Source organism: Corallococcus silvisoli (assembly GCF_009909145.1).
GTDB lineage: Bacteria > Myxococcota > Myxococcia > Myxococcales > Myxococcaceae > Corallococcus > Corallococcus silvisoli.
This window is the reverse complement of the sequence record NZ_JAAAPJ010000009.1, coordinates 343509-364709: the sequence shown is the minus strand read 5'-3', so window position 1 is coordinate 364709 and position 21201 is coordinate 343509. Positions and strand designations below refer to the sequence as shown.

The following is a 21201-nucleotide window of genomic DNA, read 5'->3' as shown; positions in this document are numbered from 1 at the left end:
CCCGGATGCGACTCTCCCTGTCACAGAAGCTCACGTTGGCGCCGCTGCTGGTGGCGCTGTTCTTCACGGCCCTCTTCTTCGGCTATCTCATCCCGCGCGTCACCTCCGCCTTCGAGGCGCAGGGGCGTGACGTGGGCGGCGCGCTGCCCGTGGCGCTGGCGGCCACGCTGCCCGCGGCGATGCCGGGAGGGCAGACGGAGTCGCTCCAGGCGGTGCTGGACCAGGTGGTCCGTCACCACCACGTCGCCTACCTGGCGGTCTTCGACGGCATGGGGCAGCTTCGCGCCATCTCCGGCGAGTACGGCCCCGCGATGCGGGAGCTGAGGGATCGCCTGGGCCGCGCGCAGGGCGAGGCGACGTTCTACGTGCGGGACGCGGAGCTGCTGGACTTGAGTTCGCGCTTCGCGAACGGGGCGGGCAGCGTGCACGTGGGCTTCAACCGCACGGCGTCTCGCGAGCAGGTGCAGACCATCACCACCGGGGTGAGCGTGGTGCTGCTGCTGGCGCTCGCGCTCTTCGTGGTGGTGGGGATGGTGCTGGCGCGCCGGGTGGCGGCGCCGCTGGTGAAGCTCACCGAGGCGGCCCAGCGCATCGCGGAGCACGGCGACCTGCGTGAGACGGTCCGCGTGGACTCCACGGACGAGGTGGGGCAGCTGGCGAGCGCCTTCTCCCTGATGGTGACGAAGGTGAAGGACCTGCTCCAGCAGCTGCAGGGCTCCTCGGATCTGCTCCGGGGCTCGGTGGACCACCTGAACGACTCCGCGGGCCGGCAGAACGAGATGGTGTCGCGCCACGCCGCCGCGCTGCAGGAGACGCAGGTGACGGCGCAGGAGATCCGCCAGACGTCGGTGGTGGCGTCGCGCGCCGCGGAGGCCGTCATCGACGTGGCCGAGCGCGCGGAGGCGCTGGGCAAGACGGGCGAGGCCGCCATCACGGACAGCATCGAAGGGCTGGTGGATCTGCGCGCGCAGGTGGAGCAGATCGCCGAGCGCATCATGGCGCTGGGCGAGCGCACCGAGCAGATCTCCGGCATCACCGAGACGGTGAAGGACCTGGCGGACCAGTCCCACCTGCTCGCGGTGAACGCGGCCATCGAGGCGGCGCGCTCCGGTGAGCACGGCAAGGGCTTCGCGGTGGTGGCCCGGGAGATTCGCGGGCTGGCGGACCAGTCCATCCGGGCGACGAACCAGGTGCGCAGCATCCTGGCGGACATCAGCACCGCCATCTTCGCCACGGTGGAGATCACCGCCGCGGGCACGCAGCGCATGGAGTCCGGTCTGGCGCAGGTGCGCACGTCCGGGGACACGCTGCGCCAGCTGTCCTCCATCGTGCGCGACAGCGTGGTGTCCGCCCGGCAGATCTCCCAGACGGTCAACCAGCAGGCCACGGGCATCGAGCAGATCTTCACCGCCGTGAACGAGCTCAACGCGGTGATGGGGGACACGGTGAAGCGCATCTCCACCACCAGTGAGTCCGCCGTGTCGCTCAAGCTCCTCTCCGAGCGCGTGGCGGCGATGGTGCGGGACTACCGGCTGTAAGGCGTCCGGCGTCTGGACGAAGCCCTGGCGCCCCTGGGGCCTTCAGGAGCGCGGTGAGGGTTCGCGCTCCGCTTCGAGCCTGGGGCGAAGCCGGGGCAGCAGCCTTTCCAGCACCTGGCCCACGGTGCGCGCGGTGGCGGCGCCGGGTTCGTTCACCCGGGCCGCGAGGAAGGCCGCGCCCAGCCGGGCCACCGACGACACGACGAAGAGGACGTGGAGGTTCGCCCACAGGCGGCCCCCCAGCATGAACTGCTGAGGGATGCACGCCGCCAGCGCGCCGCCCACGGCCGCCGCCGCCGCGTAGGCCAGCCCGCCCGCGGTGGCGAACGCCGCCAGGTAGAAGGGCCGGCCCCGGCGCGGCGCCACCGAGAGGGGCAGCGCGAAGATGGCCAGGCCGTGGCCGCTCCACAGCGAGCCCGCCAGGAGCACGTCGAACAGCAACGGCCACAGCGTCCCCGCCGTCGGCAGGAGCCACAGCATGGGGATGACGCTGATGCCCAGCGAGCAGCCCAGCAGCACCGGCTGTGCGCCCATGCGATCAATGGCGCGGCCCCACATGGACGCGGTGAGGACGCGCACCCCCGCCACCGCCGCCGCGTGCAGCGCCATGATGACGAAGGTCATCTTGAGGTTCTGCAGGCTGTGCAGCGCGAAGAACGGCGCGGACACGCCCACCGCCGCGTTCCACGCCAGCTGGTACACCAGCACCCGTCGCGCGCCGTCGTCCTTCCAGGGCAGGAGCGCCGCCTTGAGCTCCAGCCTGGGGGCGCTGTCCACCGGCGCGGGATCATGCTGCGCGGCCATCATCAGCGTGGTGACGACGCCCATGATGCAGGCGCCCAGGGCCAGGAGCGGCAGGGCCACGCCCACGCCGTCCAGGACCTTCAGCCGGTCCAGGAGCAGGCCCGCGGCGAGCGAAGCGCCGGTGCCCATCACGGTGGTGAGCGCGGTGCGCTTGCCGAAGAAGCGGCCCCGCACGGCGCGTGGCACCAGCTCCCCCATCCACGCCACCCAGGCGTTGTTGCCCACCACGGCCAGCAGCGCGGACGCCCCCGCCACGGCGAGCAGCAGGTGCTGCTGCCCCGTGAGGGACAGCTTCAGCCACGGCAGCACCGCCAGCGGCAGCATCACGAGCCGGGACAGGCACACCGCGCTGAGCGCCACCCGCCGGTGGCCGAAGCACAGGGTGAGCCACGCGGCGGGGAACTGCACGAACTGGGCGAAGAAGGGCAGCGCCGTCATCACCCCCACCAGGAACGGCCCCAGCTTCAGCGCGATGGCCCACGCCGTGAGGACCGTGGCGCCCGCGCACGCGGTGAACACCTCCGCGAACATCCCCTCCACGATGGACATGTGCAGCGACGCGCGGAGGCGCCGGTGGACCGGCGGGCCCCGCCGTCCATCCGGCGGGGGGGGCGCCCCCAGGAGCGGCGCCGAGGCGCCGGGCAGCGAGGCGCCGGGGCGGAAGAGGGGAACGCCCGTGGCGAGGGACGCGAAGCCCTGGACGATGCGGCGGCGGAAGGCGGCGGGGGACACTCAAGGCCCTTGCGGCAGGGAAGGCCCCAGGGATGTCGCATGGCCTCCCCGTCCCTCTCAATCCGCCCCCCCGGGTGGCCCCCAGGCCCGGCCGGGCACCAGCCGGCCCTGTTTCCGGCTTTCAGCCCCCGGCCCGCCCGCTTGGGGAGCAGGAGGGATTCAGGTGCAGTTCACGCGGTCTTGAACTATATGAACGACCCGGAAGGAGACCGCGCACATGGATGTCGCTCACGAGCTGACGGAGTTTCTGGGGCAGGTGGAGCAGCGTCTGACCGACCTGCTCGCGGACGGCGACGTCGGACCGGACGTCAAGGGGGACACGCTGATGGACGCGGCCCGCCACCTGTGCCTGGGCACCGGGGGCAAGCGGGCGCGACCCATGCTCGTCCGGCTGTTCGGCAGCGTGGTGGGCGTGTCCGCGGCGCCGTTGGTGGACGTGGGCGTGGCGGCGGAGATGATCCACTCGGCCAGCCTCCTGCACGACGACGTGGTGGACGCGGGCATGTTCCGCCGCGGCCGCCCGACGGTGAACGCGCGCTGGGGCAACATCGTCGCGGTGATGAGCGGCGACCTCATCCTGTCCACGGCGCTCTCGCGGCTGTCCATGCTGGACGCGCGCCTGGTGCAGAGCGGGCTGGCCATCGTCACGGAGATGACCCGCGCGGCCATCGCGGAGGTGGAGGCGCGGGGCGACATGAACCTGCCGCTCACGCGGCTGCGCTACATCGCCGAGGGCAAGACGGGGTCGCTGTTCGGCTGGTGCGGCAAGGCCGCGGCGACGCTGGCGAACCAGCCGGAGGCGATGGCGCGCTTCGACGCGTTCGGCCGCCACCTGGGCGTGGCGTTCCAGATCGCCGACGACATCCGCGACATCCTGGGCACGGACGAGGGCAAGCCCCGGTACGCGGACGTGCACTCGCGCACGCCGTCGCTGCCCATCCTGCTGGCGGTGTCGCGGGATGAGTCCCTGCGCCGCAAGCTCAAGGACGCGTGGGCGTTCTCCGTCATCACCCCGGAGCGCACGCGTGAGATTGGCGCCGCCATCGAGGCCACCGGCGCGGTGGAGGCGTCCATGGACAAGATGAACATCGAGATTGAAGCGGCGCTGGACAAGCTGGGGCCCTTCGCGAACGACGCCGCGGGCGCGGAGCTGATGAGCTGGGCGCACCGGCTCGCGGAGGGAATCGCGCAGCAGGTGAAGGGACGCGCTGCATGAAGGGCTACCTGTGGACGGGGGGGGATCCCGGGAGCCAGAAGACCCTGGTGCCGCAGGTCAACAACCGGCTCGCGGCCTGGGAAGCCATCGCGGTGGAAGCGGTGGGCAACGTCATTGAATTCTGGGGCTTCAAGCGCAACCAGGGGCGGGTGTGGGGCCTGCTCTACCTGCGCGGTGAACCCCTGACCGCGGGCGAGATCGAACGCGAGCTGGAGCTGTCCAAGGGCGGCGTCTCCATGCTGCTGCGCGACCTGGAGCACTGGCGCGCCATCCAGCGGGTGCGCGTGCCGCAGGACACCGTGTGGCGCTACGAGGCGGAGACGGACCTGGTGCGGATGGTGACGCACGTGGTGGAGGAGCGCGAAGCGGCCTTCGTCACCCGCATCCGGGCGGACCTGTCGGAGGCGCGCCGGCTGGCGGAGGGCACGGGCGGCGTGCAGGCGGAGCGGCTGCGGCGGCTGGAGCGCATGGCCACGCTGGCCGAGCACGTGGAGCGCGCGCTGCGCCTGTTCATCAAGACGTCCCGGTTGGACGTGGGCGGGGTGCTGGGCGCGTTCCGCGACGGCGCCCTCGCGCGCAAGGGCGAGCGGTAGGCGGCAGCAGGAGGACACACGCATGGATTCGCACTACGACCAGGTGATGAAGGCGCGCGAGCAGGCGGATGCGGACGCGCCCCGGCGCTACTTCGCGTACTCGACCATCCTGGACCGGGCCGCCTTCGACGAGTGGAAGCACCAGCACAGCTATGGCTTCTTCGAGCTGCCGGAAGGGCGGCTCGCGGAGGCGCTGGACGTGGACCTCGTCTACGACTTCCCCTCGCGCTGGTGGGGCGGGCGGGTGGCGGGCCTCACCGACGCGCCGGGCGCGCGGGTGTACGGCCGGCTCTTCGAGATCGCCGGCAAGGACTGGCCCATCGTCCAGCACAAGGAGGGGGTCGTCACGAGCATGTGCGTGGAGCGCACGGTGCGCGTGCGCGTGGACGGCCAGGAGGTGGAGGCCACCGCGTTCGTGACCAACCCGCGCCGGGCGTCGTCGGACGGGCCGGTGAGCCCGCGCTTCGTGGAGGCGCTGGTGCGCGGCGCGACGAGCGCCGGCCTGCCCGCGGACTACGTGGCGATGCTGGGGCGCGGCGAGCGCCGCTGAGCGGTCCGGCCGCGCCCCGGACTTGCTTCACGGCAGGCGGAGGGGCTCCAGGCTGTAGATGGCCCCCGCCTCGTCGTCGCTGATGTAGAGGCCCCGGGTCCGCGGATCCAGGGCCACGTCCACCGGCCGGCCCCACACGCTCAGGTCCGGGTTCTTGAACCCGGTGACGAGGTCCACTTCACCCGTGGGCTGGTTCGTCCCCAGGTCCCAGGGGAAGACCGTGACCTTGTAGCCCGTGCGCTCCGTGCGGTTCCAGGAGCCGTGGTAGGCGACGATGGCGCCCCGTGGCCACTCGGGGATGAGCCGGGCGTCGTCGAAGAACGTCAGGCCCAGGGGCGCCGAGTGGGCCTGGATGCCCTGGTCGGTCCTGTCCAGCGTGGCGCAGTCCGCCCTGGAGCCGTCCCGGTTCAGGTCGTAGTCGCGATCCAGGGGCATGTGCTTCAGGCCGCTGGGCGAGTCCGGGTTGGAGTTGCAGAAGGGCCACCCGTAGTGGCCGCCTTCGCGCACGGAGGTGAGGGCCTCTGGCGGGTGGTTGTCCACGTACTGGGGAATCACCTTGCCGTACTGGCCGCTGCCGTCGTCGAACGGGTAGGGCGTGTTGTCGCGGTTGTTGACCGCCACCCAGAGCGTGTCGGTGCCCGGCACCCACGCCAGGCCCTCCGCGTTGCGCAGGCCCCGGGCGAACAGCGTGCGTGAGCCGCCGTCCCAGTCCCACCGGTAGATGGCGCCGCGCAGCGGGTCGCTCGTCGTGTCGCTCAGGCACACGTTGCAGGTGGACGCGATGGACACGTAGAGCCGGTGCTGGGAGTCCACGGCGATGTTCTTCAGCTCGTGGCCATAGGCGCCCTGGAGCTCCGGCAGGGACGCGTCCGGCAGGCCGGAGACCACGGTCTGGACCGCTCCCCGCGTCGTCTCGCCCGCGGTCCACTGGGAGCGCGTGACGCGGTTCTTCTCCGACACGAACACCCACTGCTGGCCGTCGCGCTCGTGGAAGACGAGGTCATGGGGGCGGCCCAGTCCGGACGCCCACGTCGTCACCTCGGGCGGCTGGTTCACCCGCGGGCGCACCTGCACCACCTTGTTCTGCGAGGGCACCGACACCAACAGGGTGCCTTCCGGGGAGACCGCGAGGAAGCGCGCGCCCGGCACCCGTGCCCAGACCGAGATCCGCATCGCGTTGGGGATGTTCAGGGAGCGCGTGACGTCGAAGGGCGCCGACCTCATGGTCTCGGGGACCATCACGAAGGCCGCTTGCAGTGGCAGCTCCACGGGAATCCCTGCATCCGTGTTCGAGCCGCCCGCGTCCACCTGCATCCCCGCATCCGCCCTGTCAGGAGGGGAGGGGAGCGGATCGTTGGAACGGCAGCCGGACTGCAGGGACGCCAGTCCCAGGAAGGTCGTCAGCACGAAGGGGAGCCGCATGGTCCGCTTTTCCTAACCTGGGCCGCCGAGGGAACGCGACTGGAATTCATCCATGTCTTTCTGGGATGTCGGGACCTGGTCGGACTGAACGAATCTGAACAAATACTCAGGTATTTTTCAGCGCCTCCAACGGAGCCCTGAACGGGGCTGAACAAATACTCAGGGGTTTTTCCGGGGCGCCCGAAGTGCCGTGCCTACATGAACAAACGAGTAGCCAGTGAGAAGCGTGTCGATTCGCGTGAAACAAATAAATACATATCAACAATTGTATCGATTTGAGTTGTTGATTGTCATTGAGATGGGTGGTTTTTGTCTGTGATTGGGCGTGGGTGATGGGCATCCGGAGCCGCGTGGAGTGGACCGGGCTTGACCGCGGCGGGGCGTTGTGGCTTCATGAATTTGATTTCGATAATCAAAATCAACGGAGGTCGCGATGCTCGGTCAGGGATGCTGCAGGGCGGTGCTGGCGCGAGGCCCGTGCGCCGAAGTGACGCGGTGCAGCTGTGGGCATATCCATCTGGCGGTGGGCCCGGTGACGCTTCGCCTGGAGGAGGACGTCCTGCGCGCGCTGGGGCACACGCTGCTGGAGGCCATCCATCAACTGGAGGAGTCACCGCGGATGCCCCCGCACGAGCCGGAGGCCTCCGAGCCGCCAGCGCCCGAGATCGCCCATGGGGCGCCCACCGGTGGGTGGAAGCAGTGAGCCTGCGGGGAACGATTCGCTGGGGCGGACTCGAGCGCTCCGCGAGGGACCGGCGCCTGCCCACCGCGTCCACGGCCCCCGAGGGAACGCCCTCGACGCAGAAGCTGTCGCTGCGGCTGGAGGAGGGGACGGGGATGGCGCGGCGTCAGGTGGAGCAGTCCACCTTCTTGGGGGCGCTGTTCCATGGCTCGTGGAATGGCGGCGTCTACGGGCAGTTCGTGCGCGCCCGCCACTACGTCAGCCACCTGCGCCAGCTCCACGTCGTCTACGAGGCGCTGGAGTCCGTGCTGCCGGGACTGAAGGACGGACCGCTCGCGCGGGTGCTGCGGCTGCCGGAGCTGCGCCGTGCGTCGGCGTTGGCGGCGGACCTGGATTGGTTCTGCGGCGACACTCGCACGAAGCCCTTCGCCTGCGCGGAGGCGCGGCTGCACGCCGAGCGCATCCACGAGGTGGCGGCGGAGGCCCCCCACCTGCTCATCGCCCACGCGTACGCGCGCTGCGTCCAGGACCTCTTCACCGCGCCGCAGCGCTCGGCGCTCATCGCGCGCGCCTTCGAGCTGGAGAACGGCCGGGGCACGGCCTTCTACAACGCGGTGTCCGCCGGAGAGCTGCGCGTCTTCCAGGGCCGCCTGGCCGCCCGACTGGACGAGGTGGTGCTGTCGGAAGGGGAGGCCCAGGAGGTGCTTCAGGAGGCGCGGCTGGCCTTCCGCATCCAGGGGCTCATCTGCGATGAGCTGGCGCGGGATGCCCCGGGCCTGGAGGACGCGAGCGGCCCCCTCAATCCCTGACGCGGCCCGGCTTCCACGGGGGTGGGGGTGACTCAAACCCATGGCAGAGGCCATCCCACCCCACGGGTCACCTCATCGGCTGGGAGGGCGATATGCCCTTTCGTGACAGTCACGCTAGGATGACAGATCGTGACGACCCAGATGACCTCATACATTGACCGCCGCTCCTTCCCCCGGATCCACGCGCCCCTCTATTCGCGTCCCGCGCGAATGAAGGTGGGGGACAAGAAGCAGGTGCTGGACGTCAGCCTCGGCGGCGCGCGCATCTACTCCGACGATGCGCAGGACGTGGGCTCACGGCTGGATCTGGAGCTGTTTCTTCCGGATGGCAGCTCGCTGGAATGTACCGCGCGCATCGTCTGGGCCATCAAGCTACCCAAGGATGCCGTCGCCCGTTTCGAGGTCGGCCTGTCCTTCATCGACGTGCCGGAGCCCATCCTGGCGCGGCTGAAGACCGTGCTCGTCGCGGATGAAACATAGGCCGCTCCCCCCGGATGCGCCCGGGGGAGACGCGGTTGAAACACCCGGTTGCGTCAGTCAGGGCCGGTCCGCCGCCGAGCCGGGCTCCTTCGACGACGCGGCGTCCAGGTCGCGCAGGTCAGCCGGGTCCAGCTTGAGGGCGAAGGCCCCCAACAGCTCCTTCACCTGGGGCACGGACGTCGCGCTGGCGATGGGCGCCACCACGGTGGGCCGGGTCGCGAGCCACGCGAGCGCCACCTGCGACGGCGTGGCCCCCCGGCGCTCCGCGACCTTCTTCAGCGCGGCGAGGACACCCCAGCCCCTCGCGTTGCCGTACTTCTTGAGCACGTTGCCCGCGCGCGGTGAGGCCGGGGCGGGTTGTCCCTCCTGATACTTTCCCGTGAGGAAGCCCGCGGCGAGCCCGAAGTAGGGGGCCACCGCCAGGCCCTCCTTCTCACTCAGCTGCTGGAGCGGGCCCTCGAAGGCGGGACGCTCCACCAGGTTGTATTCCGGTTGCAGCACCTGGTAGCGCGCGAGGCCCAGCCGCTTCTGCGTGTCCAGCGCCTCCTGGGCGCGTGCGGCGGAGTGGTTGCTCAGGCCCAGCGCCTTCACCTTGCCCGCCTTCACCAGCGCGTCGAAGGCGCGGAGCGTCTCCTCGAGGGGCGTGCCTGGATCATCGTAGTGCGCGTAGTACAGGTCGATGCGCTCCACGCCCAGCCGGCGCAGGGACGCGTCCACGCTCTTCTCGAGGTGCTCGCGGGTGAGGCCCCTGCCCAGCGCCGTCTCCGCGCCGACCTTCGTGGCCACCACCACGCGGCCCTTCGCCTTGCGCGAGGCGATCCACCTGCCCAGCACGGTCTCGGACTCGCCGCCCACGTGGCCGGGGATCCACCGCGAGTACACGTCCGCGGTGTCCACGAAGTCACCGCCGCCCTCGACGAACGCGTCCAGCACGGCGAACGACGCCGCCTCGTCGGCCGTCCAGCCGAAGACGTTCCCGCCCAGACACAGCGGGAACACCTCCAGGCCCGTCGTCCCCAGCTTCCGCTTCGCCGCTGCTTGTGTCGCCATGCCGCGTCCTTTCGTCGACCGCGTGAGAGCCGGACGAAAGGACGGGGCGCCCTTTTCAGCCCGGCGTGAACCACACCACCGACAGCGGGGGCAGGGTGAGCGTCGCGGAGGCGGGCTGGCCATCCCAGCCCGTGGGCTCGGTGTGGACCTGCCCCCGGTTGCCCAGGCCGCTGCCGCCGTACTCCCCGGCGTCGGTGTTGACCAGCTCCACATAACGGCCGTGGAGCGGGAAGCCCACGCGATAATCCTCGCGCGGCACCGGTGAGAGGTTGGCGACGCACACCACGTGACGTCCGGGCGTGCGCGAGCGGCGCACGAAGGCCAGCACGTTCGCCGCGGAGGCGTCCGGCTGGAGCCACTGGAAGCCCACCGGCTCGCTGTCGGAGTCGTACAGCGCCGGCAGGTCGCGGTAGATGCGGTTGAGGTCGCCCACCAGCTTCAGGATGCCGTGGTGGCCCGGGTCCTGGAGCAGGTGCCAGTCCAGGCTTCGGTCGTGGTTCCACTCCGCCGGCTGGCCGAACTCACCGCCCATGAAGAGCAGCTTCTTGCCCGGGTGGGCCCACATCCAGGCGAAGAGCGCGCGCAGGTTGGCGCGCTTCTGCCACGGGTCGCCCGGCATGCGTCCGTAGAGGCTGCCCTTGCCGTGGACCACCTCGTCGTGGCTGAGCGGCAGCATGAAGTGTTCGCTGAACGCGTACAGCAGGCCGAAGGTGAGCTGGTTGTGGTGGTACTGCCGGTAGACGGCGTCCTTGGAGAAGTACGACAGCGTGTCGTGCATCCAGCCCATGTTCCACTTGAAGTGGAAGCCCAGGCCGCCCTCGCTGACGGGCTGGCTCACCTTGGGCCACGCGGTGGACTCCTCCGCGATGACGACCACGCCCGGGTGCTTGCGGCGGATGGTCTCGTTGAGCTCGCGCATGAACTGGATGGCCTCCTCGTTCTCGCGGCCACCCCAGCGGTTGGGGATCCACTCGCCCTGCTTGCGGCTGTAGTCCAGGTAGAGCATGGAGGCCACCGCGTCCACGCGCAGCCCGTCGATGTGGTACTCCTCCAGCCAGAACAGCGCGTTGGCGATGAGGAAGTTGCGCACCTCGTTGCGGCCGAAGTTGAAGACCAGCGTGCCCCAGTCCGGCTGCGCGCCCTTGCGCGGATCCGCGTGCTCGTAGAGGGACGTGCCGTCGAACTGGCCCAGCGCGTGGCTGTCGCGCGGGAAGTGGCCCGGCACCCAGTCCACGATGACGCCAATGCCTTCCTGGTGCAGGTAGTCCACCAGGTAGCGAAAGTCATCCGGGTGGCCGAAGCGCGCCGTGGGCGCGTAGTAGCCGCCGACCTGATAGCCCCAGGAACCGCCGTAGGGGTGCTCCGCCACGGGCAGCATCTCCACGTGCGTGAAGCCCAGCTCCTTCACGTAGCGCGACAGCTCCGGCGCCAGCTCGCGGTACGTCATGGGCCGGTCGCCGTCCTCCACCACGCGGCGCCAGCTGCCCAGGTGGACCTCGTAGACGCTCCACGGATGGTGCGCGGCGTCCACGTGCCGGCCCCGCGCGTCCAGCCAGGCGCCGTCGCCCCAGGCGTAGCGTTGCAGGTCGTGCACCACCGACGCGGTGGCGGGCGGCGCCTCCGTGCGGAAGGCGAAGGGGTCCGCCTTGAGCAGCGGGCCGCCGCCGTGGCCGGGGCGGATCTCGAACTTGTAGCGCGTGCCCTCGCCGACCTCCGGGACGAACAGCTCCCAGATGCCGGAGGAGCCCATGCGCCGCATGGCGTGCAGGCGCCCGTCCCAGCCGTTGAAGTCGCCCACCACGGACACGCCCCGCGCGGTGGGGGCCCAGACGGCGAAGGACGTGCCCTTCACGCCGTTGTGGTGGAGCAGGTGCGCGCCCATTCGCTCCCAGAGCCGCTCGTGGCGGCCCTCGCCGGCGAAGTACAGATCCATCTCACCGATGGTGGGCAGGAAGCTGTACGGGTCGCGCAGCGTGAAGACCTTCTTGCCCGGGTACTCCACCTCCACCAGGTAGCCGAAGGGCTCCGTGCGGCCGTTGATGCGCGCCTCGAAGACGCCGCCGGTGCGGTGCTGCATGGGCACCCTGCCGCCGAACTCCGGCAGCACGTGGATGGCCACGGCCTCCGGACGGTACGCGCGCACCACCATGCCGTCCCCGTCCGGGTGGACGCCCAGCACCGAGTGGGGTTCCGGGTGGCGCAGCTCCACCACGCGTTGCAGCTCCGCGTCCACCTGTGCTCTGTCCGCCGGCTTCCTCACGGGACATCCTCCATCCGCAGCAGGGCCTCGACGGGGATGCGCACCCAGTCTGGCCGGTTCGCGAGTTCGTAGCGCACTTCGTACAACAGCTTCTCCAGTTCGAAGGCGCGCAACATCACGTCGAAGGCTTCATCGGTGGCCGGCAGGAAGGCCACCCCGCGCGTGGCCTTGCGGTAGCCCTCCAGGAACGCGTCGCGGGTGGGGCCCACGCGACCTCGCGGCTGGCCGCCCTCCAGCGCCACGGTGGCCTCCGCGTAGTCGAAGGAGCGGATCATCCCCGCCACGTCCCGGAGCGCGCTGTACTTCTCCCGGCGCGCGGTGAAGGAGCGGGACGGCTCGCCCTCGAAGTCGAAGAAGAGCCACTGGTTGTCCGAGCGCAGCACCTGTCCCAGGTGCAGGTCGCCGTGGATGCGGATCTTCTGGCCGGAGGGGGCCACCTGCGCCAGGCGCTTCGCGTAGGTGATGAGGCCGTCGCGCCGGTTCTCCAGGTCCGCGTGCAGCCTCCCCGCGTCCGCCAGCGTCACGCCCAGCTCTCCCACGATGGACGCGCTCCAGCGCTGCAGGTCCTCCTGGAGCAGCGGCTCCGGGGCGAAGGCCAGGTTGTCCGGCGCCGCGGAGGCGAACGCCTTGTGCAGGTCCCCCAGGCGCATGCCCAGCTCCGCCATGTCCGCCAGGAAGCCGTCGCTCAGGGCCTTCTCCTGGCGCAGCCGCTCCAGCGCGTACTTCCACCCGTCCACGGCGTCCGGCACGAAGCGGTGCGCCAGCGCCAGCGTCGCGCCCGCGGGGCCCTCCAGGTTGAGCGCGCCCACCAGCTGGGGCGTGGCCCGGAACGGGGTCTGCGTCGCCAGGAAGCGCCCCACCTCGTATTCGGGGTTCACCCCGGCCTCGAGCTTGCGGATGATCTTGATGATGACCCGTTCGCCCAGCACCAGGGACGTGTTGCTCTGCTCCACGTTGAGCCGGCGCACCGTCAGCGGATCCGGCAGGGCCACGCCGCTGTCCGTGGAGGCGATCCATTCTCCCACCACGCGGCCTGAGCCGGAGAGGACGTCCCGGCCCTCCCGCGCGAGGTTGAAGAGGGCGCGCACGCACTCGTCGTCGTCCAGCGCGCTGACCAGCCCCTCCGGGGTCTGCCGCGCCTGGAGTTGGTAGCGCTCCGGCTGGCCCAGCTCGTACGCCACCTCGATGATGGCCAGGGTGAAGGCACACGTGCCCAGGTCCAGGTTCACGTGGTCCGCCACGCTGACGCTCTTGATGGGCCACGCCTTGCCGGCGAACCAGCGTTGGGCCTTGAGGAAGTCGGGCAGCTTGGTCAGGTCCAGGGGGGTCACGCGGGGTTACTCCTTCGCCTGCAGCGGCTTGTCCAACCGGAACCACAGGAACATGTAGGGGCCCATCGACAGCTGATAGGGCAGGTCGCTGATGCGGGGAAAGGCCGTCTCTCCAATCAACTCCACGGGGACGCTGCCGCTCAGCTCGCGCAGGTCCAGCACGGCGGGCTGCGCGAAGCGCGACAGGTTGCAGATGACCAGCACCGTCTGGCCTTCCCATTCGCGCAGGAAGGCCAGCACCTTGCGGTTCTCCGTGGCCAGGAAGCGCAGCGTGCCCATGGCGAACACGGGGTAGCGCTGGCGGATGCGGATCATCCGCTTCAGCCACTGGAGCAGGCTGGACTTCTGCCGGTCCTGCGCCTCCACGTTGATGGACTGGTAGCCGTAGACGGGGTCCGCGATGACGGGCGCGAAGAGGCGCGCGTAGTCCGCGCGGCTGAAGCCCGCGTTGCGGTCGCCGGTCCACTGCATGGGCGTGCGCACGCCGTTGCGGTCGCCCAGGTAGATGTTGTCGCCCATGCCGATCTCGTCCCCGTAGTAGAGGACCGGCGTGCCGGGCAGGGTGAACAGCAGGCTGTGCATCAGCTCGATGCGGCGGCGGCCGTTGTCCATCAGCGGCGCCAGCCGGCGGCGGATGCCCAGGTTGATGCGCATGCGCGGGTCGGTGGCGTACTCCCGGTACATGTAGTCCCGGTCCTCGTCCGTCACCATCTCCAGCGTCAGCTCATCGTGGTTGCGCAGGAAGATGGCCCACTGGCAGTTGTCCGGGATGTCCGGCGTCTGCTGCATGATCTCCACGATGGGCGTGCGGTCCTCGCGGCGCACCGCCATGAAGAGGCGGGGCATCACCGGGAAGTGGAAGCCCATGTGGAACTCGTCGCCCTCGCCGAAGTAGACGCGCACGTCGGCGGGCCACTGGTTCGCCTCCGCGAGCAGCACCTTGCCCTGGTACTCGGCGTCAATCGTCTTGCGCAGGCGCTTGAGGAACGCGTGCGTCTCCGGGAGGTTCTCGCAGTTGGTGCCCTCGCGCTCGAAGAGGTAGGGGACGGCGTCGCAGCGGAACCCGTCCACGCCCATGTTCAGCCAGAAGCGCATGACGTCCAGCATGGCCTCCTGCACTTCGGGGTTGTCGTAGTTCAGGTCCGGCTGGTGGCTGAAGAAGCGGTGCCAGAAGTACTGCTTGGCCACCGGATCCCACGTCCAGTTGGAGCGCTCCGTGTCGGTGAAGATGATGCGCGCGCCCTTGTAGGATTCGTCCGTGTCGCTCCAGACGTACCAGTTGCGCTTGGGGCTCTTGGGGTCTCGCCGCGCCTCCTGGAACCAGGGGTGCTGGTCGCTGGTGTGGTTCACCACCAGCTCGATGAGGATGCGCAGGCCGCGCTTGTGCGCCTCCTCCACCAGGCGCTGGAAGTCCGCGAGCGTGCCGTAGTCCGGGTGGATGCCGTAGTAGTCCGCGATGTCATAGCCGTCATCGCGCAGCGGGGACGGGTAGTGCGGCAGCAGCCACAGGCAGTCCACGCCCAGGTCCTGGAGATAGGGCAGCTTGTCGATCAGCCCGGGGATGTCCCCGTGGCCATCCCCGTTGGAGTCGTGGAATGCGCGGATGTGCAGCTCGTAGATGAGCGCTTTTTTGTACCAAAGCGGATCCAGGTCCATACGCCTCTCGGAGGGAATCACTCGAAGTAGTCGAACGCGTGTTCGGTGCGGCGGAAGCGGTACACGGCCCAGACGGCCGCGGGCTGTTCAGGCGTCAGGCGCACCTGCACGTCCGGGCCCTGCCACAGTGAGCGCTGGTCGGCCATCAATTCGTGCACCTGATAGGTCTCCTCCGGGTTCACGCCCAGCCAGTCCATGGGCACGTGGAGCAACGCCTCCTGCGGGGCGTAGGGATCCAGGCTCACCGCCACCAGCACCGTGCTGGTGCCGTCCGGCGTGCGCTTGCCGTAGAAGAGGACGCGGTCGTTGTCGGACGTGAAGAAGCGCAGCGCCTGGTAGTGCTGGAGCGCGGGGTGCGCCCTGCGCACGGCGTTGAGCCTCGCGATCCATCCGGAGATGTTGCCCGGCCGCGCCCAGTCCCACGCGACGAGCTGGTACTTCTCCGAGTCCAGGTACTCCTCCTTGCCCGGCACGGGGCGGCCCTCGCACAGCTCATAGCCGCAGTACATGCCCCACACCGACGACAGGGTGGAGGCCAGCGCGGCGCGCAGGCGGAAGGCGGCGGGGCTCGCGTTCTGGAGGTTCTCCGGAAGGATGTCTGGCGTGTTGGGCCAGAGGTTGCCGCGGAAGTAGTCCGCCACCGGCGGCTGGGTGATCTCCTCCAGGTACGCGCGCAGCTCGTCCTTGAAGAGGCGCCAGGTGAAGTACGTGTACGACTGGGTGAAGCCCACCTTGGCCAGGGCCTTCATCACCTTGGGGCGGGTGAACGCCTCCGACAGGAAGAGCACCTCCGGGTGCGCGTCCTGCACCTCCCGGATGAGCCAGTGCCAGAACTGCATGGGCTTGGTGTGCGGGTTGTCCACGCGGAAGGTCCGCACGCCCTGGTCCACCCAGTGCAACACCACGGACTTCAGCTCCTTCCAGAGGGCGTCACGCGCGGGGCCCATCCAGTCGAAGTTGACGATGTCCTCGTAGCGCTTGGGCGGGTTCTCCGCCGTCTTGATGGTGCCGTCCGGGCGGTGCTGGAACCACTCCGGATGTTCCTTCACGTAGGGGTGGTCCGGTGAGCACTGGAAGGCCAGGTCCAGCGCCACCTCGATGCCGTGCGCCTGCGCCGCGACCACGAACGCCTGGAAGTCCTTCAGCGTCCCCAGCTCCGGGTGGATGGCCTTGTGTCCGCCCTCCGCGGCGCCAATGGCCCACGGGCTGCCCACGTCGCCGGGCTGCGCCTTGAGGGAGTTGTTCTTCCCCTTGCGCGCGGTGCGGCCGATGGGGTGGATGGGCGGAAGGTAGACCGTGTCGAAGCCGAGCTTCTGGATGTACGGCAGCCAGCCTTCCGCGTCCTTGAACGTGCCGTGCGTCTTGCCGTCGCGCTTCGCGGAGCGGGGGAAGAGCTCGTACCAGGCCGCGTCGCGCGCCTTCTCGCGGTCCGCGAAGACCTCCAGCACCTTGTCATATCGGCGAGCGAGCGAGCGGTCCGGGTGTCGCGACGCGACGTCCGCCAGCTCGGGGGACAGCGCGGCGAGGAGGTGGTCCGGCGATGGCGGCGTGCGCAGGCGGGCCCCGGCCTCCGCGAGCACCCGGTGGTCCTCCGGGGACTGGCCCTTCGCCCGCGCGGCGGCGCCCTCCAGCAGGGCCGCGCCTTCCAGCAGCTCGCTCTTCACGTCGCGGCCCGCGTCCACCTTGCGCTTCAGCTCCAGCGCCCAGGTGCGGAAGAGATCCGGCCACGCTTCAATCGTGTATTCGTAGCGGCCGTTGTGAGCCAGGGGGAGGGTGCCCTCCCAGGCGTCGTTGTTCTTGAAGGCGAGGGGGACCTCGGCCCAGTCCGTCTTCCGCGCGGCCGGGGTGACCTGGCGCCAGCGCGCGACGGCCACGAGGACGTCGTGACCCTCCTTGAAGATGTCCGCGCGGACCGTGAGGCTCTCTCCGGCGACGCGCTTGATGGCGTAGCGGCCCGCGTCCAGCTCCGGCTGGACGTTCTCGATGAACACGCTTCCGAGTCGTTCGGTCATATCGGCTGACGGCCCCTTATAGGTCTCTGAGTCAGTGGCTCCAGGCGGCAATCCCCGGGTGTTGTCGAATGAAGAAGGCAGCCGCCCGGCCGCGTTGGCCTGTCAACGTTAGGAACGGAGGGAGCGGGCGCCCACCCCTCGGGGCTGGGTGGACGGGCTCCGATAGTTGAAGCTGGGATCCGCCCCTCCGGTTGCGGTATCCGGGACGAACATGGCGCCTATCGACTCCGCTGCTCAGCAAGCGAGTGACCTGCCGGCCGACCGCGAACTGCTGCGGCAGGTCGCGCTCGGCGGTGCGGCGGCCATGCGCGAGGTCTACGCGCGGTGTTCCGCGCGCGCCTTCGCCATCGCGGTGCGGCTGTTGCCCACGCGCGCGGACGCGGAGGAGATCCTCCAGGAGACCTTCCTGGAGGTCTGGCGGCGCGCGCGCGAGTTCGACCCGGAGCGCGGCGGGCTGGAGACCTGGGTCACGACCATCGCGCGGACGCGCGCCATTGATCGGCTGCGTTCGCTGGGGACGGTGTCGCGGATGGTGGAGGGCGCGAGCCAACAGCCTCCGCCGGTGAGCGCCACGCCCCCTCCGCCGGATGAGTCGGCTTCCCGGTCGCAGGATGAGCAGCGCGTGCGCTTGGCGATGGCGCAGCTGCCCTCCGAGCAGCGTGAGGTGGTGCTGCTCGCGTACTTCGACGGGCTCTCCCAGAGTGAGATCGCGCGCAAGACGGGCCAGCCCCTGGGCACGGTGAAGACGCGCGCGCGGCTGGCGCTGGAGAAGCTGGCCGTGCTGTTGGAGTCGCGCGCCGCGAGCGCTTCCGGCTGAGTGCAGGACAGCGGCCCCGTTCCCCGGGGACGGGCGGCGGAGCAGGCCCAGGCCGCGTCCGCCTTGCCGTCACCGCTCCGGGCACCAAACGTTGCGACTGTTTGGAGAACCCGAGGGAGGGGCGGACATGCGCAAGGTGAAGGATGCGGGGTCGGCGTTGATGAATGCGCGGGAGATGCGGTTGGTGCTGGCGAGTGCACCGCGCAACGTGATGGAGCTGTCGCGGCGCGAGCTGATGGGGATGGTGAAGAAGGCGCGCGGCATGGTGGACCGGTACGAGCAGCTGGCGCACCGGCTGCGGCGCGAGGCCATTGGCCGGCGCGTGCCCTCGCGGCGCCACACGGCGGCAGGGAGCATGAACATCCGCCGCAAGGCGGCGCTGTTCCGCACGGCGCTGTCGCGCTTCGAGATGCGCCTGGGCCGGATCGAGAAGGCCCCGGTGCGCAAGGCGAGGCGCACGCTGCGCAAGCGGCCGGTGGCGCGCAAGGTGATGCGGAGCACGACGCACGCCATGCCTGTGCGCAAGAAGAAGTCGCTGGCGAAGCGGACGGCCCGGCCCGCGGCCTACGCGCGGCGAGGCACGGTGAAGCGCCGGGCGCCCAAGGCCCGTCGCATTCCGGCCATGAAGCCGAGGCGGGCGGTGAAGGGCCGGAGCACGCGGATGCGCCGGGCCGTGACGCGGTAGCGCGCGGCGGTGTGGCGCCGCGTCCGCCTTCGCGCGAGCCGCGGCGCCGCCCTCCACGAAGGGCAAGGCGGTGCGAGGCGCGCCGCGTCCAAGACAAGGCCCCAGGTGCCGAGGCCGCTCGGGATGGGGAGGGGAGTGGGGCCGCGTCCAGCTCGCGGTCCCGCGAGGGGAGGGGAGCTGGGCCGCGTCCGCCGCAGGCAGGGCGGACGCGGCGGGGATGTTCTCCCGCGCCCGCCGCCGTCGTGTGTGGGGGGCGGCGTCACTCGCTTCGGCCCGGGGAACCAGGCCCGGGTTCGTGGCCTTCCGTCCTGCGCCTCCCGTCCGTCAGTCGTCGGCCGACATCAGGGGGCCGGTGAAGCCGACCTCCAGGCCGCCATACTCGGAGGGCGCCAGGGTCAGCCTCCAGCCGTGCAGCTCCACCACGTTGTGCACGATGTGCAGGCCCAGGCCCTGTCCCTGGGGCTCGCGGGTCCGGGCCTCATTGCCCCGGAAGCGACGCTCCAGGAGCCGCGAGCGCTCCTCCTCCGGGATGCCCGGCCCGTCGTCGATGACGCGCAGGTGGAAGGTCTGCTGGCGCGTCGTCTCCAGCACCACCGCCACGTGGCCGTCCTCGCGCCCGTAGCGGATGCCGTTGAGCACCACGTTGCTCACCGCCTGCTCGAGCAGCGTCTCATCCCCCATCACCCAGGTGGACGTCGCCGGCACGCCGCGCTCCAGCGCGATCCGCTGCGGCCTCGCGATGGGCTGGTGCCGGCCCAGCACTCGCGACACCAGCGCGTTCAGGTCCACCGGCGCGTGCTGCACCTGTGGCGCTCCCGCCTCCAGCCGCGCCGCCGCCCCCAGGTTGTGCACCAGGGAAGCCATGTAGTGGGCCTCGCTCATCGCGGAGTGCATCAGGCCGGACTCCAGCGGCTCGCCTGAGCGCATCCGCTGCTGCATCGCGGCCAGGTGCCCCTGCAACACCGTGAGCGGCGTCATCACGTCGTGCGTGGTGTTGGCCAGGAAGTCGCGCAGCGTCTGCTCGCGGGCCTCCTGGTGCGCCATCTGCGCTTGAATCTCCGCGCGGGCCTGCTGGAATGCGCGCGCCAGCTCCGCGATCTCATCGTGGCCGTTCACGGACACCGGCTGCGCGTAGCGGCTGCCCGACGACGCGCGCACCTCCTCGGTGAGCCGGCGCAAGCGCTGCACCACCGGGCCCAGCGCCACCACCATCGCGGAGAGCAGGATGAGCGTGGGCACGCCCCAGATGTACAGCGGTGGCAGCCCCACCTCCGGCGAGTCCGCTGGCTCCACGCGCCGCGCGAGCACGTATTCGCACGGCCCGCCCTCCCAGGGCATGCGCAGCAGCAGGTCCTGCACCAGCGCGCCGTCGTCCTTGGCGTAGCGGCGCACGCCCACGCCGTCGTCGCGCGCGCCGTCTCGCAACGCGTCGTCCAGCGTCGGGGCCTGCGCGTTGCGCGAAACGAACTGCCCGTCGAACGGGTAGAGGTTCACCGGTGGCAGTCGCCGGCCCATGGGGCCCCTGCCGCCAGTTCGCCCCCTGGGGGGCCCCTCATCCCCGGGTCCCCGGGGGCCCTTGCCGGGGCCGCCTCCCCGCGGCTCGTTCGAGTCGCCCGGGGGAGGGCCGCCGCTGCCATCGGGCATCCCCTCGCGCTCCCAGGGCGGCTGCTGCGGGGAGCGTGGGGGGCGGACCATCCAGGTCTCGGGCGCGGCCTCGCAGCGCTCGCGCCCCCCGGCCTGCATCTGGGACATCGTGGACGCGATGATCACCTCGTCCGTCGTGCGGCGGCGCACCGAGTGCTCCACCTGCACCAGGGCGAACACCGCCGGCACCGTCACCGCCACCGCCGTGAGCGCCAGCCGCAGCCGCAGCTTCACGCCTCCTCCCCGGGCACCAGCCGGTAGCCCACGCCCCACACCGTCTCCACGCACTTCACCGGCCCCAGCTTGCGCCGGAGCCGGGAGACGTGGACGTCCAGCGTGCGCTCCGTGCCCTCTCGCTCCGGATCCAGGACGTGCTCGACCAGCCACTGCCGCGTCACGGCCTCCTGGGGCCTGCGCGCCAGGGCCGCGAGCAGCTCGAACTCCACCCGGGTGAGCTCCACCGCGCGCCCCTGCACCTGGACGGCGTGCGCCTGGAGGTCGATCCGCAGCGGGCCCACCTCCACCACCGCCTGCTCCTTCTGGAGGGTGGGGCGGCGCAGGCGCGCACGCACGCGCTCCACCAGCTCCTCCGGCCAGAAGGGCTTGGTCATGTAGTCATCCGCGCCCAGCTTCAGCGCGCGGACCTTGTCCAGCGTGTCGTTGCGCGCGCTCAGGATGAGCACCGGGACCTCCGAGAAGGTCCTCAGTGCCTTGAGCATGTCCAGGCCATAGGCGCCGGGCAGCATCAGGTCCAGCACCACCAGGCTCACGTCCGGCAGGTCCCCGGGCACCAGCAGCCGGCCCTCGCGCCACCACAGGGGCTCGAAGCCCGCGCCTCGCAGGTGCCCGACAATCTGGGAACCGAGCGGGTCGTCATCCTCCACCAGCAGGATGCGTTCGCCCATGCGCCATGCCTCCCT

18 protein-coding genes are annotated in these 21201 nt (G+C 70.6%); 9 read left to right on the top strand and 9 right to left on the bottom strand.

Annotated elements, in window-relative coordinates:
• Positions 1-5 precede the first annotated feature (5 nt).
• Positions 6-1538: a methyl-accepting chemotaxis protein gene (locus tag GTY96_RS20170; protein ID WP_143904382.1), complete on the top strand. Its 1533-nt coding sequence runs from the start codon at positions 6-8 to the stop codon at positions 1536-1538.
• A gap of 42 nt (positions 1539-1580) precedes the next feature.
• Here GTY96_RS20170 and GTY96_RS20165 read toward each other — a convergent pair whose 3' ends face one another.
• Positions 1581-3074 (bottom strand): MFS transporter, encoded by a 1494-nt coding sequence (locus GTY96_RS20165; protein WP_143904384.1) that lies wholly within the window; start codon positions 3072-3074, stop codon positions 1581-1583.
• A 217-nt stretch (positions 3075-3291) separates the two neighbouring features.
• Between GTY96_RS20165 and GTY96_RS20160 the strand changes: the two genes are divergently transcribed.
• Genes GTY96_RS20160 through GTY96_RS20150 form a run of 3 tightly spaced genes read left to right on the top strand, consistent with a single transcriptional unit; the run spans position 3292 to position 5433 of the window.
• Complete coding sequence (locus tag GTY96_RS20160; protein WP_143904386.1) at positions 3292-4290, top strand: polyprenyl synthetase family protein; 999 nt, start codon at positions 3292-3294, stop codon at positions 4288-4290.
• Positions 4287-4883: a GbsR/MarR family transcriptional regulator gene (locus GTY96_RS20155; protein ID WP_143904388.1), complete on the top strand. Its 597-nt coding sequence runs from the start codon at positions 4287-4289 to the stop codon at positions 4881-4883. Before GTY96_RS20160 ends, GTY96_RS20155 begins: the two co-directional genes overlap by 4 nt.
• A gap of 22 nt (positions 4884-4905) precedes the next feature.
• Complete coding sequence (locus tag GTY96_RS20150) at positions 4906-5433, top strand: gamma-glutamylcyclotransferase (protein WP_143904390.1); 528 nt, start codon at positions 4906-4908, stop codon at positions 5431-5433.
• Between the two features lie 27 nt (positions 5434-5460).
• On the opposite strand, the gene GTY96_RS20145 is transcribed toward GTY96_RS20150, so the two are convergent.
• Positions 5461-6855 carry a PQQ-dependent sugar dehydrogenase gene (locus GTY96_RS20145; protein WP_161665528.1) on the bottom strand — a complete coding sequence of 465 codons (1395 nt, stop codon included), beginning with the start codon at positions 6853-6855 and terminating at the stop codon, positions 5461-5463.
• A 433-nt stretch (positions 6856-7288) separates the two neighbouring features.
• Between GTY96_RS20145 and GTY96_RS20140 the strand changes: the two genes are divergently transcribed.
• The 3 genes from GTY96_RS20140 (at position 7289) to GTY96_RS20130 (ending at position 8826) form a co-directional block, all read left to right on the top strand.
• Positions 7289-7558: a hypothetical protein gene (locus tag GTY96_RS20140; protein WP_143904394.1), complete on the top strand. Its 270-nt coding sequence runs from the start codon at positions 7289-7291 to the stop codon at positions 7556-7558.
• On the top strand, positions 7555-8346 hold the full coding sequence (locus GTY96_RS20135; RefSeq protein WP_161665527.1) for a biliverdin-producing heme oxygenase: 792 nt from the start codon (positions 7555-7557) through the stop codon (positions 8344-8346). Before GTY96_RS20140 ends, GTY96_RS20135 begins: the two co-directional genes overlap by 4 nt.
• Before the next feature lie 141 nt (positions 8347-8487).
• Positions 8488-8826, top strand: a complete 339-nt coding sequence (locus GTY96_RS20130; RefSeq protein WP_143904398.1) for a PilZ domain-containing protein — start codon at positions 8488-8490, stop codon at positions 8824-8826.
• A 57-nt stretch (positions 8827-8883) separates the two neighbouring features.
• On the opposite strand, the gene GTY96_RS20125 is transcribed toward GTY96_RS20130, so the two are convergent.
• Genes GTY96_RS20125 through GTY96_RS20105 form a run of 5 tightly spaced genes read right to left on the bottom strand, consistent with a single transcriptional unit; the run spans position 8884 to position 17135 of the window.
• A complete protein-coding gene (locus GTY96_RS20125) occupies positions 8884-9876 on the bottom strand; it encodes an aldo/keto reductase (protein WP_143904399.1) in 993 nt (330 codons plus the stop codon).
• Between the two features lie 55 nt (positions 9877-9931).
• Positions 9932-12136 carry a 1,4-alpha-glucan branching protein GlgB gene (glgB, locus tag GTY96_RS20120; protein WP_143904402.1) on the bottom strand — a complete coding sequence of 735 codons (2205 nt, stop codon included), beginning with the start codon at positions 12134-12136 and terminating at the stop codon, positions 9932-9934.
• Positions 12133-13467 carry a phosphotransferase gene (locus tag GTY96_RS20115; RefSeq protein WP_143904404.1) on the bottom strand — a complete coding sequence of 445 codons (1335 nt, stop codon included), beginning with the start codon at positions 13465-13467 and terminating at the stop codon, positions 12133-12135. The genes glgB and GTY96_RS20115 overlap by 4 nt, the downstream gene beginning before the upstream one ends.
• A gap of 6 nt (positions 13468-13473) precedes the next feature.
• Positions 13474-15123: a maltose alpha-D-glucosyltransferase gene (treS, locus tag GTY96_RS20110; RefSeq protein ID WP_143904406.1), complete on the bottom strand. Its 1650-nt coding sequence runs from the start codon at positions 15121-15123 to the stop codon at positions 13474-13476.
• A 17-nt stretch (positions 15124-15140) separates the two neighbouring features.
• Positions 15141-17135 carry an alpha-1,4-glucan--maltose-1-phosphate maltosyltransferase gene (locus tag GTY96_RS20105; RefSeq protein ID WP_161665526.1) on the bottom strand — a complete coding sequence of 665 codons (1995 nt, stop codon included), beginning with the start codon at positions 17133-17135 and terminating at the stop codon, positions 15141-15143.
• A 211-nt stretch (positions 17136-17346) separates the two neighbouring features.
• Between GTY96_RS20105 and GTY96_RS20100 the strand changes: the two genes are divergently transcribed.
• The gene (locus GTY96_RS20100) at positions 17347-17952 is read left to right on the top strand and encodes a sigma-70 family RNA polymerase sigma factor (protein WP_161665525.1); all 606 of its coding nucleotides are present in this window, start codon (positions 17347-17349) and stop codon (positions 17950-17952) included.
• Between the two features lie 127 nt (positions 17953-18079).
• Positions 18080-18637 (top strand): hypothetical protein, encoded by a 558-nt coding sequence (locus tag GTY96_RS20095; protein WP_143904411.1) that lies wholly within the window; start codon positions 18080-18082, stop codon positions 18635-18637.
• Positions 18638-18961: 324 nt separating this feature from the next.
• Here the strand turns inward: GTY96_RS20095 and GTY96_RS20090 are convergent, their stop codons facing one another.
• Together GTY96_RS20090 and GTY96_RS20085 are read right to left on the bottom strand one after the other, a co-directional pair.
• Complete coding sequence (locus GTY96_RS20090; protein ID WP_161665524.1) at positions 18962-20515, bottom strand: sensor histidine kinase; 1554 nt, start codon at positions 20513-20515, stop codon at positions 18962-18964.
• Positions 20512-21186, bottom strand: coding sequence for a response regulator transcription factor (locus GTY96_RS20085; protein ID WP_143904415.1), 675 nt, complete (start codon positions 21184-21186; stop codon positions 20512-20514). Before GTY96_RS20085 ends, GTY96_RS20090 begins: the two co-directional genes overlap by 4 nt.
• Positions 21187-21201 lie beyond the last annotated feature (15 nt).